The sequence below is a fragment of the Bacteroidota bacterium genome (assembly GCA_018266835.1).
Classification (GTDB): domain Bacteria; phylum Bacteroidota; class Ignavibacteria; order Tepidaquicellales; family Tepidaquicellaceae; genus JAFDZO01.
In genome coordinates, this window is sequence record JAFDZP010000002.1 from 580,434 (window position 1) to 592,466 (window position 12,033).

Here is a 12,033-nt window from a genome sequence, read left to right on the forward strand (position 1 = left end):
TGTGTCCAATGTTAAAAATTTTATTTAATTTTCTTAATTCACTATTCCTGGTGAATTATATTTCAATTACGGTAAATCTGTATCTTTTGCGTTTTCTGCTCTTTGTAATACTCTAATATAATTTACAATTGCCCATCTGTCATCTCTTGAGATCTGCTTTGCATAGCTCGGCATTACATTCTGTCCGTTAGTCATTACATTATAAATATTTCCGTCTGCCCAGTCACGAACTTTCTTTGAATGAAGTGTCGGAGGGTTCGGGAACTGACCGTTTAATCTGCTATCACCTTGTCCGAAATAACCGTGGCAGGGACTGCAGTATGTGTTAAATTGTTTCTTTCCTCTTTCAATTGAGAACTCACTCATAGGAACAGGATTTGAAAGGAGTTTTACTAATGAATCAGGCATTCCTGTGTATTCATAAGGCATAAATCCTCTAGCAACAGTTCCGTCAACAGGTCTTTGCATTGAGCGGCCGTCTTTAAATAAAGTTGAAGGCTGCTGTGGAGTTACCTTAAACTGATTATGCATCCAGTCATAAGGAAGAATATTAACTAACTTCCCTATTGCTCCGTAACCGCCTAATGCGGTAACGATTGCAACTACTATTAATAAGTAAATAAATTTCTTTTCAAATATCGGAGTTCTTTTAACAAGGTTTTCTTCAGGGAAATAAACAACACCTACATCTTTTCCGCCGACTCCTGCTAAAAACGATTTTACCTTTTCTATATCAAACTGTGCATCATCTGCTTCGATAGCTATTCCGTATTTTTCAGTTGAAGCCCATTTCATAAAATCTGTATCATGCAATGGATTACTGATTTGCGGCAGCTTATTCCAGAGCAGCAACATACCGAAAATAGATAATACCCCTGTCAGCAAAATTGTTAGCTCAAACATAATCGGCACTGAAGCAGTCAGATTAAAGTAAGGCTTGCCGCCTATTATATTTTTATAATCTATTCCTGACATATACCCTATCATACTAACTGCAGTTGTAAGACCTGCAAGACCTGCGACGAAAGCAAATTTTCCAACCATTGTGTCTTTCAGTCTCATAGCAGCGTCCATGCCATGAACGGGATATGGAGTGTATACGTCATACTTGTCATATCCTGCATTTGAAGTTTCCCTCGCTGCATGGATAATTTCATCCGGCGTATTGAATATAGCGGTTACAGAATGTACTTTATTAGACCTTGGTACGTCCTGCGCTAATTCTTCGTCTAATTTTAAAATCTTTTTAAGCATAAACTATTAATGTTCTTCTTCTGAATGATGATGTGTCGGCTGAGCGCCCGGCACAACTGCTTTTAATTCCGCCAAAGATACTGACGGCATAACTTTCACGAATAATAATAACAATGTGAAGAATAATCCAAAACTTCCAATTAAAATACCATAGTCAGTCCAAGTTGCTGTAAAACTACCCCAGCTGGAAGGTAGAAAATCCCTTGTCAGCGAGGTTACAATAATTACAAATCTTTCAAACCACATACCTACGTTAACAAGCAATACTAATACAAATGTTAATGGAATAGAACGTCTGACTTTTTTAAACCAGAATAATTGCGGAAAGCCTACGTTACATGAAATCATTATCCAGTATGCCCAGGCATAAGGACCGAATGCTCTGTTAACAAATACAAAAGATTCAAACTGGTTACCGCTGTACCACGCTATAAAGAATTCCATCGCATAAGCATAACCTACCATTGTACCTGTAGCAAGCAAGATCTTATTCATTTTCTCAATGTGATTGACCGTTATGATATTTTCCATATCATAAAGTTTTCTTATTATAATAAGAACCGTAGCAACCATTCCAAACCCTGAGAAAATAGCTCCCGCAACGAAGTACGGGGGAAAAATTGTTGTATGCCATCCCGGAATAACCGACACTGCGAAGTCAAATGAAACGATTGTATGCACAGATAATACAAGAGGTGTTGAGATACCGGCAAGAATTAAATAAATTCTTTCATAGTTCTGCCAGTTTCTGTTTGAGTTTTTCCAGCCTAAACTAAGCACAGCATATGCAGCCTTCTTAAATCCGCTGGTTGCCCTTGCTCTCATGAGAGCAATATCAGGGATCAAACCTATTCCCCAGAATAAAAACGAAATAGTAAAATATGTCGATACGGCAAATACGTCCCATAAAAGCGGAGATGTGAAATTCACCCATAAAGCATTCTGATTAGGATAAGGAATCAAATATCCTGCAAGCCATGGTCGTCCTGTGTGAAGTAAAGGAAAAATACCTGCCGTCATAACTGCGAAAATTGTCATCGCCTCGGCAAATCTTGCAATTGCAGTTCTCCATTTTTGCCTGAAAAGAAACAGAATTGCCGAAATAAGTGTTCCGGCGTGACCAATACCAATCCAGAATACAAAATTGACAATCCCAAATCCCCATCCTACCGGATTATTGTTTCCCCACATGCCAATACCATAATACAATGTAAATCCTACGCATACTACACCGATTAAAAGCGCAGTATTTGCCATTAGAAATGCAATTAGCCATTTCTTAGAAGGCTTACGCTCCGTAGGGGCAAGCACTGTATTATCGATTTCAGCAAACGAAGATCTAGAATCTACAAGTGGTAATTCTTCTGTGTATGTTGAATTAAAAGCCATTAGAAATTTTCAGTAAATAAATTTTTAATTATATATCTGAATTAATTATTCAAAAAATATTAGTGCTGTTTTTCTTCTTTTTTGTTTTCTTTGCTGTCAACTTTTTCATGCTTCTCTTCTTCCTGTCCTTCAATTACCAATGGTTCAAGTATATTTCTTAATTTTGAAATATAAGTCACATTCGGCCTTACTTTAATATCTTCAAGTACTCCGTATCCTAACGGATGCATTCTTTGTTTGTAGAATTCGGATTTCTTGTCATTCATATCACCGAATGAAATTGCATTTGCAGGACATGCTTCCTGACATGCTGTTTTCACATCGGTACCTCTTACAGTTCTGCCTTCACCTGACGCAATTTGTCTTGCATCCATAATTCTTTGTAAGCAGAATGTACATTTTTCCATAACCCCTCTTGAACGAACAGTTACTTCAGGATTGTACATATAGTTTATGGGTTCAGTCTGGAAGTACCCGTCTCCGACTCTGTCTCTCCAGTTAAAATAGTTAAATCTTCTTACTTTGAAAGGACAGTTATTAGCGCAGTATCTTGTACCTACGCATCTGTTATAAGCCATTCCGTTTATACCGTCAGGACTGTGTGTTGTAGCTGCTACAGGGCAAACGTTTTCGCATGGCGCATTATCGCAGTGCTGACAAAGCATCGGCTGGAAGTTTGCTCTTGGAGCGTCAGGTGTGCCCGCATAGTACCTGTCAATTCTAATCCAGTGCATTTCCCTGTTAACTTTTACCTGATCTTTACCTACTACCGGAATATTATTTTCAACGTTACAAGCAATTGTACAATAGTTACATCCTGTGCATTTGTTCATATCAAGAACCATAGCCCACTTTACACCTGTATAATAAGGATGTAATTTAGTGCTTTCGTTAATACTCGGGAAGCTGTCGAGAGGAATTCCATGAACTTCTTCGTGCTTCTCCAAGAACTTAGGTTTCTTTTTGTATTCTTCGTAAGTGCCTTCTCTTATAATATCTCTCTTATATTGTAAATCATGTGTAACAGGGTCATCAACTGCATGGTGCTCCTGAGTAGAAACTAATTCATATGTGCCGCTGCCCTTTTCAACTTTAACATTATTATAGAGGAATGCTGAAGGACCGTTTGAAGTCATTATTGTATAAGTATCAAATCCGTTTCCGGTTCCGATCTTACCTCCGACTTTTCGTCCGCCGCCAAGCTCAATAGAAATCACTTTATCTGCCATTCCTGCCTGAACAAATACAGGAACTTCCATTGTTAAGCTTCCGTTGGAAACTTTTATTTTATCGTAATCTTTTACGCCTAAATCTTTTGCAGTTGCTATAGAAATTGCTGCATAGTTATCCCATACAATTTTGGAAATAGGATTTGGTAATTCCTGTAACCATCCGTTATTTGCATATTTACCGTCAGCTAATGAGTGATGCTTTTGAAGAAGCAATACGTAATCATTAGTTGAGTTCATTTTAGAATTGCTTACAAATGCATCGGTCATAAAAGCAGGTGCTGCTGCAGGTTTTTCTGAATATGTTACAAATCCATCCTGTAAAGCCGCATACCAGTATCTCTTGAAATCCATAGAAGGTTTAATGGAAGTATAAACTGATTTTTCCCAGTTATCCATTAAATATTCATGATATAGTGTATCTCTGTAAGCTTCTTTTTTGCCTGCAGTCCATACAAGCATAATTGCTTCTTTCTGTCTTGTATTGAATAAAGGACTTACAACAGGCTGCTGAAGTGTTAATACACCTGTTCTTGTTTTGTAATCACCCCATCCTTCGAATGAAGTGTTTATCGGAAGCACGTAATCGCACAAGGAAGAAGTTTCATTGGCGGTTTCGCACATTGCGATTTTTGTTCTTACATTCTTTAAAGCTTCATCGTAATTATATGTCTTCGCAAGATTAAAAATCGGGTTAACATCTAAGTGAATAACTGCATCAATCTGATGGCTTTTCATTCCATTAATTAATGCATCGATATCGTTCTTTGAAGAGAGCGGCATTACTTCAACGCCGGTTGCTTCGTTTGAGTATAATTTATTGTTACCTAAAATTTCATTCAAGAAATTAACTGCAATGTGAGTTGACTCAGGCATTTTATCGCCGGCAATCACAATTGATTCACCCATCTTCTTGCTTAAATCGTTAACTAAGTTATCAACGATTTTCTTATCAAGATTATTTTTCTTTACAAATGCATCTAAATCATTCTTTCCTAATACAGGAGCTACTTTTCCGTCAGTTGCAAACGCAGAAACCTTTCGTTTTCCTGCGAATTCATTTATCAGACATAAAACAAACTCTTCTATTAAGTCAGTTCTTAATCTCATTCTGTAATCTGCATTCATACCTGTAATGGTCATTGCGCCTTCAACAGAATACAATCTGTTAAATTCTTTGTCGCTCATTACATCTCTGTTGCCTGCAAATTTTCTGAGATTTTCAACATGCCCTGCATCCTGGTCTAAGAAATCTGACTCAAGAGCAAGAATTATATTTGCTTCTTCTAATTTTAATACAGGAATGTTTCTTGTGCCGTAGCATTTCTGCCAGGCAGAAGCTCTTGTGGAGTTATCAAATACTTCGTATGAATATATTTTTGCGTTTGGATATGCAACTACGAATTCATCTAAAACTTTCTTGAATGTCGGCGAAGCAATTGAGTTCGATACAACTGCAATTTGTTTAGCACTTTTTAGATCTGCAATGATTTTATCATCTATATCTGACCATTTTACATTTGCGCCTTTAATCATCGGCTCTTTTAATCTGTCAGGATCATATAAGCTCATTATGCTTGCATGACCGATTGCGCAGATTTTGCCCTGATTAATCGGATGCTCAGGATTACCGTCCACTTTTATAGGGCGGCCTTCACGTGTTCTTATTAAAGTACCGCATCCCTGGCTGCATCCTGCACAGGCAGATGCATAGAAATTCGGACGGCCGACAACAATATCTTCGGGTTTCTTATTATAAGGAATTACTTCACCTTTATCTCTGTAATCATTACATCCTGCTGCTGCAAGAGCTGCTGATGCCGAAAATAGAGCAAGGAATTTTCTTCTTGAAAGACCTGACATCTTATTGAGGTCCGGTTTTTCAAGCTGTTCTTTTGTAAACTCAGATTTTTTCGCTTTTATGAATTCAGGGTCTCTGTAAAGCTCCTTAAAGCTTCTCCAATAATTAACTTCACCTTTAGATTCCTCTTTAATATCACCCTGAGGAACTAACTGAATCTCGTCTTCGCTTTTTATCTTATCACTGATATCGAATATTTTTTTATCCATTAGACTTTGTATTTATTGTTCTTTTGACTGCCGAAGGGTTTTCTTTAAAAACTATAGCTTTTGGCTGTGCCTGAGTGCCTTCTATTTTTGATTTGAAGATCTCAAACGGTAGCTTTGTTAAAGAGTAAACTCCTGCCGCAGCCGCTCCTGCGTATATAAAAAACTTTTTTCTTGTAATTTTCTTAGAAAAAGAACCTGTATTTTCTTTCATATTCTTTGAAGTAATATTAATAAAGATTTCCTATCTGTGACAAGTTGAACAGTTGTCAGGACCTTTATTAAGCTGAGTAGCTTTTGTAATCTTATTAATGTTGTTGGGGTTTATAACGCTGACGTTTTCATCAGGAGCTCTGTGACATTGCAAACAGGCACCCATTGTGAGTGATTTTACCTGACCGTTAAGCTCGGTTTCTCTCATATTTCCGTGGCAATTCTGGCAATCAATTCCGTTGTTTACGTGTACTGCATGGTTGAAGTAAACAAAATCCGGAGTTCTGTATATTCTTTTCCATTTAAGAGGAATGTTCTTTTCATAGTATTCTGTTAGCTTAATTATTTCAGGTTTATCTTTTCTTGCAAGTGTGTGGCAGTTCATACAGACATCTACCGATGGAACGCTTGCAAATCTTGATTTCTCTACTCCAACGTGGCAATATTGACAATCGATTTTCATTGTTCCCGCATGAAGCTTATGGGAATATGCAATCGGCTGGTCAGGCGTATATCCGATATTGTTTCTTTCGGCAAATGTTGAGTAGTATGTAAGTGCAAATACTGAAGCTGCTACGAAAACTATTATAGGCAGGCGGACTTTGAGATTATAATCCTGTAAAAATTTTTTCATTAAAAACTTTTTACGCGTTTATTTTTCGAGTTAATAATATACAAATCAAAGCATTGGGGCTTGAGAGAAACTTAGTGCTTCAAAATCTATATTATTTTTGGAATTAAAACTATAAGCAACAAAATTACTAAAAATATTTTTAAGTAGTAAGAGAAAAATGCAATTATACTGATACTTTTATTTATATATTGACAGGTAACGTTATCTATACGTAGTATAAATAACAGGAATGAAACTTCATTGAATTAAAAATACAATTCTGCGAAATTATTTTCAACTTTAATTTTTTTTAATGAAAATTATTCTTGCCCTAATTATTTCTCTCTCATTTTTCTCCTGTTCAGAAAAAAAAGAAACAACCGGCTCAACAAATAAAGATACGATAACAAAAAATACCTCTGTAAATTTATCGGATACCGTTAATATAAAAAGACTTTTTGACGATGCAAAACTCACTGGATGTTTTATTGTTTACGACATGCAAAAAGAAAAATATTATTATCATGATTCTGCAAGATGTAATAAAGAATTTATACCTGCATCAACTTTTAAAATTCCAAACTCTTTATTTTCACTGGAAGCAGGAGCTGTAAAAGACGAGAACGAAAAATTGAAATGGGACGGTAAGGACAGGAATCGCGAAGAATGGAATCAGGATACCGATATGAAAATGGCATTCAAATATTCTACTGTATGGTTTTATCAGGAATGCGCCAGACGTATCGGAGAGAAACGCATGCAGCATTTTCTAGATACACTAAACTATGGCAATAAAAATATGTCCGGCGGGCTTGACCGTTTCTGGTTGGACGGTGCTATAAGAATAACTGCAATGCAGCAGATAGCTCTGCTTAAAAGAATTTATGATAACAAAGTCCCCTTCGCTCAAAGAAATATCGATATTCTAAAAAACATTATGATAATGGAAAAGACAGATAACTATACTTTAAGAGCAAAGACAGGAACTGCGATGAATGATAAAGGTGAAGGTGTTGCATGGTATGTGGGATATGTAGAACGAAGCGGCGGAGTTTATTTCTTTGCGCTTAATATTGATATAAAAGATGATGCGAAGTTTGCAGAAAGAATAGCTTTGACGAAAAGAATTTTGACTCAGATGGGACTAGGTCCTTTTATAATGAAATGAAAAAGCCCGTTATGTTTTTTACAATATTAACGGGCTATAAGAAAACTATTTTAATAAAATTACTGTCCTAATATCCACGCGAAAATCAGCGGGGCTACGATCGTAGCATCTGATTCTACTATAAATTTCGGGGTATGAATATCAAGCTTTCCCCATGTGATTTTTTCATTTGGGACTGCGCCTGAGTATGAGCCGTATGAAGTTGTTGAGTCAGATATCTGACAGAAGTAGCTCCAGAAAGGAACATCATGCATTTCCATATCCTGATAAAGCATAGGCACAACGCAGATAGGAAAATCACCTGCTATACCGCCGCCGATCTGGAAAAATCCGATACCTTTACCGCCTGAATTTTTTGTGTACCAGTCAGCTAAGAACGCCATATACTCAATACCGCTTTTCATAGTAGAAGCTTTAATCTCTCCCTTAATTACATAAGAAGCAAAGATGTTTCCCATTGTGCTGTCTTCCCATCCCGGAACAACTATCGGAAGGTTCTTTTCCATTGCCGCAAGCATCCATGAATTCTTCGGGTCAATTTCATAATATTGTTCAAGCACTCCGCTCTTTAACATTTTATACATGTACTCATGCGGGAAATATCTCTCACCAGAGTCATCAGAGGCTTTCCATAATTTATGAATATGCTTTTGCAAACGTCTGAAAGCTTCTTCTTCGGGAATACAGGTATCTGTTACTCTGTTGTAATGATTTTCAAGTAAATCCCATTCTTCCTGAGGACTTAAATCTCTATAGTTTGGTAAACGTTTATAATGCGAGTGTGCCACAAGGTTCATTATATCTTCTTCCAGATTAGCGCCTGTGCAGCTGATAATAGCAACTTTATCCTGTCTTATCATTTCAGCAAGTGAGATACCAAGTTCTGCTGTGCTCATTGCGCCTGCAAGTGAGATAAGCATTTTTCCGCCGCTATCAAGATGCGCTTCGTAACCTTTTGCCGCATCTATTAACGCAGCTGAGTTAAAGTGGAGGAAGTTTTTTTCGATGAACTGCGAAATAGGACCTCTGGTTTTCATAATTATATATCTTTATTTTATTGTAGAAAGTTGGAAAACGATAAAATAATATTATAAGTCATATAATAAAATGACAAAAGAACTTATTCTGAAATAATTTGTATATTTTTTACGATTTTTCAATTTTTGCAATTGATTAACTTTCAGAAAATTGGTATTTTGTTAATTCGTTCTAAGGACAGGTAGCTCAGTTGGTAGAGCAACGGCCTGAAAAGCCGTGTGTCGCCGGTTCAATTCCGGCCCTGTCCACAAATAAAAGCCCGTTTATAGCGGGCTTTTTTGTTTTTCCCGCAACCCTCATCGGCTACCATTCTACTCAATATTTGAATTTATTAATCAATTCTTTATAGTTACGTTTTTATCAGGCTTGGTAATAATCTATGCACAATTATGAAAAAGCCAATTTTAGTAGTTCTCTCATTTTTGCTTTTCTCCATTTCACTTCAGGCACAAAACCAAAAGTCATACATAAATAATAAAGATTTAATAAAAAAAACTTTTGAAACCAAAGGCGAAGTTTTTTTTAAATTCCTTTGCGCTTCTAAAAGTGATGTCAATAAAATCACTGAAATTATTTCCATCGATAATGTTAAAGACATTGTCATTGGCTATGAAGTCCGTGCTTTTGCAAATGAAAAAGAGTTCAATAAATTTCTTGAGTTTGGAATTGAATTCGAACTTCTGCCTCTTCCATGCGAATCAATCAAGGAACCTTTGAAGATGTCCGACAATGCAAAATCAGTTTCTGCATGGGACTCTTATCCTACCTATGATGCTTACATTACAATGATGAATAACTTCGCAGCAGCATATCCGAACATTTGCAAAATCGTTAACATCGGAACCACTGTACAAGGCAGACAGCTTTTGTTTGCTGTTATTTCTGACAGTGTCAGCTCACGAAAATCAAAGCCGAGATTTATGTATACATCTTCTATTCACGGAGATGAAGTTACAGGTTATATTTTAATGCTTCGTTTTATAGATACACTTCTTAGCAGCTATAGCGCAAACAACCGACTTACCAATCTTGTAAAGAACTGTGAGATATGGATTTGCCCGCTTGCAAATCCCGACGGCACTTACAAAGGAGGCAACAGTACAGTAAACGGAGCAGTCCGTTACAATGCAAACAACATAGACTTAAACAGAAACTATCCTGACCCTGCTGCGGGACCGCACCCTGACGGTAATGCATACCAGCCTGAGACGATTGCGTTTATGAATATTGCAAATACATACAACTTTACCATGGGAGCAAACTTCCACGGCGGCGAAGAAGTTTATAATTACCCATGGGATACATGGGCAAGACTTCATCCCGATGACGACTGGTCAATAAAAGTCGGCAAGCGATACGTTGATACAGTTCATGCAAACAGCTCAGGATACATGACTGCTATATTAGGTTATCCAAATTATCCGGGTCTTGTTGACGGTTATGCCTGGTACAGAATAACAGGAGGAAGACAGGACTGGATGAACTATTATAAAGGATGCCGTGAAGTTACAATTGAAATCTCCACAACAAAACTTTTACCCGCATCGCAGCTTCCTTCAAGATGGAATTACAATTTCAGATCGTTTATTAATCATGTCGGCGAATCATTGTATGGTATCAGAGGAATTATAAGCGACTCTGTGACAAATCTTCCTTTAAAAGGAAAAGTATCAGTGCTCGGCAAAGATATTCCCGATAGTACATGGATATTTTCTGATTCAACATGCGGAGACTATCACAGACTAATTGCTCCGGGTACTTACACTTTAACTTTTTCTGCAGCCAATCATTACTCAAAAACTATTTCAAGTATAAGAGCGCAGTATGATTCTACTACTATATTAGATGTAATCTTAAGACCTAATGCAGTTAACATTACCAATGAAAATAACACAGCATATTCATTTGAACTTAAACAAAATTTTCCGAATCCTTTTAATCCTTCAACAACTATAAAGTATTTTATTCCAACTAAGAATTTTGTAACTCTGAAAGTATATGATTCAAAGGGAACTGAAGTTTCTAGAATTATAAATGAATATAAAGATTCAGGTGAATATGAAATTCAAATGAACAACGGTAATCTCAGCAGCGGCGTTTATTATTATAAATTAACAGCAGGAGATTTTTCAGAGACAAAGAAAATGATTCTATTGAAGTAATTTTTTCAAAATTGATTTCTATTTAAAGAAAGAATTATGAAAGACAAATTACGGTTATCAAACTTTGCTGCGCTTGTTTTCTTAAATTTAATATTAGGCTCAGTCCAAATTTATTCGCAGCCTGTTTTATTTGATTTTGATAATGCCCCTCTTTACACAAGCTTCCCAATTGACCAGACAGCCGGGGGAATTACAGCGCATTTCACGGCAACAGGGCAAGGGTATTCAATTCAAAATGCAAATGCTCTTGGTTTTACTCCAACAGGATTTTCAGGCAGAATACTTTATCCAAATAGTATATATCTTTCCGATATTACTATTCAGTTTGATCAATTAATTTCTGACTTCTCCATTCTTTATTGCTGTCAGGAACTTGGCTGCGATGACGCAGCAACGATGAAAGTAACCGCTTACAAAAACGGCGCGTTAATTGGTTTCAATACCCGCACGGCTACTTATCCCGGAACCTATCCTGTTGATACTTTAAAATGTTCATTCGCTCAGGGATTTAATAGCGTTGTTCTACATTACCAACAGAGACCTCCTACTTGTCAGGATTACGGAGTAATTTACTTAGCAGATAAAATGCAGGTAACATCTTTAGTCGTAAATGTAAATTCTGCTAATAGCAATATTACAAACTTTGGATTGGTACAGAACTATCCTAACCCTTTTAATCCTTCAACCACTATAAAATATTTTATTCCAACTAAAAATTTTGTAACACTTAAAATTTACGATTCAAAAGGAACTGAAGTAATGACCATTGTTAACGAATATAAAGATACAGGTGAATATGAAATTCAATTAAACAATACAAATCTCAGCAGCGGAGTTTATTATTATAAATTAATTGCAGGAGATTTTTCTGAGACTAAGAAAATGATTATTCTGAAATAA

The 12,033-nt window shown here is 36.5% G+C and carries 9 protein-coding genes and 1 tRNA gene; 4 read left to right on the forward strand and 6 right to left on the reverse strand.

Features of this window, described 5'->3' with window-relative positions; all coding sequences use genetic code 11:
* Positions 1-66: 66 nt before the first annotated feature.
* From JST55_04365 to JST55_04385, 5 genes are read right to left on the reverse strand one after another with little or no spacing between them, the layout of a single operon-like run.
* Positions 67-1,254, reverse strand: a complete 1,188-nt coding sequence (locus tag JST55_04365; protein MBS1492716.1) for a DUF3341 domain-containing protein — start codon at positions 1,252-1,254, stop codon at positions 67-69.
* A gap of 6 nt (positions 1,255-1,260) precedes the next feature.
* Positions 1,261-2,643 (reverse strand): polysulfide reductase NrfD, encoded by a 1,383-nt coding sequence (gene nrfD / locus JST55_04370; protein ID MBS1492717.1) that lies wholly within the window; start codon positions 2,641-2,643, stop codon positions 1,261-1,263.
* Between the two features lie 59 nt (positions 2,644-2,702).
* Positions 2,703-5,942 carry a TAT-variant-translocated molybdopterin oxidoreductase gene (locus JST55_04375; protein MBS1492718.1) on the reverse strand — a complete coding sequence of 1,080 codons (3,240 nt, stop codon included), beginning with the start codon at positions 5,940-5,942 and terminating at the stop codon, positions 2,703-2,705.
* Positions 5,935-6,153 (reverse strand): hypothetical protein, encoded by a 219-nt coding sequence (locus JST55_04380; GenBank protein MBS1492719.1) that lies wholly within the window; start codon positions 6,151-6,153, stop codon positions 5,935-5,937. Before JST55_04380 ends, JST55_04375 begins: the two co-directional genes overlap by 8 nt.
* A gap of 30 nt (positions 6,154-6,183) precedes the next feature.
* A complete protein-coding gene (locus JST55_04385; protein MBS1492720.1) occupies positions 6,184-6,786 on the reverse strand; it encodes a cytochrome c3 family protein in 603 nt (200 codons plus the stop codon).
* A gap of 292 nt (positions 6,787-7,078) precedes the next feature.
* On the opposite strand from JST55_04385, the gene blaOXA reads away from it, so the two are divergent.
* Positions 7,079-7,933 (forward strand): class D beta-lactamase, encoded by an 855-nt coding sequence (gene blaOXA, locus JST55_04390; GenBank protein ID MBS1492721.1) that lies wholly within the window; start codon positions 7,079-7,081, stop codon positions 7,931-7,933.
* Positions 7,934-7,992: 59 nt separating this feature from the next.
* On the opposite strand, the gene JST55_04395 is transcribed toward blaOXA, so the two are convergent.
* Entirely contained in the window at positions 7,993-8,970 is a 978-nt protein-coding gene (locus tag JST55_04395; GenBank protein ID MBS1492722.1) for a deoxyhypusine synthase family protein, read from the reverse strand.
* A 176-nt stretch (positions 8,971-9,146) separates the two neighbouring features.
* Here JST55_04395 and JST55_04400 point away from each other — a divergent pair.
* The 3 genes from JST55_04400 to JST55_04410 all read left to right on the forward strand — a co-directional run bounded on the left by JST55_04400 (position 9,147) and on the right by JST55_04410 (position 12,033).
* A tRNA-Phe gene (locus JST55_04400) sits at positions 9,147-9,219 on the forward strand.
* Positions 9,220-9,360: 141 nt separating this feature from the next.
* Complete coding sequence (locus tag JST55_04405; protein MBS1492723.1) at positions 9,361-11,133, forward strand: T9SS type A sorting domain-containing protein; 1,773 nt, start codon at positions 9,361-9,363, stop codon at positions 11,131-11,133.
* Between the two features lie 36 nt (positions 11,134-11,169).
* Entirely contained in the window at positions 11,170-12,033 is an 864-nt protein-coding gene (locus tag JST55_04410) for a T9SS type A sorting domain-containing protein (GenBank protein MBS1492724.1), read from the forward strand.

Bases quoted from the DNA above. Each gene is read 5' to 3' on its own strand.
- JST55_04365 (MBS1492716.1), bottom strand. From the start codon at position 1,254: ATGCTTAAAAAGATTTTAAAATTAGACGAAGAATTAGCGCAGGACGTA.
- nrfD (MBS1492717.1), bottom strand. From the start codon at position 2,643: ATGGCTTTTAATTCAACATACACAGAAGAATTACCACTTGTAGATTCT.
- JST55_04375 (MBS1492718.1), bottom strand. From the start codon at position 5,942: ATGGATAAAAAAATATTCGATATCAGTGATAAGATAAAAAGCGAAGAC.
- JST55_04380 (MBS1492719.1), bottom strand. From the start codon at position 6,153: ATGAAAGAAAATACAGGTTCTTTTTCTAAGAAAATTACAAGAAAAAAG.
- JST55_04385 (MBS1492720.1), bottom strand. From the start codon at position 6,786: ATGAAAAAATTTTTACAGGATTATAATCTCAAAGTCCGCCTGCCTATA.
- blaOXA (MBS1492721.1), top strand. From the start codon at position 7,079: ATGAAAATTATTCTTGCCCTAATTATTTCTCTCTCATTTTTCTCCTGT.
- JST55_04395 (MBS1492722.1), bottom strand. From the start codon at position 8,970: ATGAAAACCAGAGGTCCTATTTCGCAGTTCATCGAAAAAAACTTCCTC.
- JST55_04405 (MBS1492723.1), top strand. From the start codon at position 9,361: ATGAAAAAGCCAATTTTAGTAGTTCTCTCATTTTTGCTTTTCTCCATT.
- JST55_04410 (MBS1492724.1), top strand. From the start codon at position 11,170: ATGAAAGACAAATTACGGTTATCAAACTTTGCTGCGCTTGTTTTCTTA.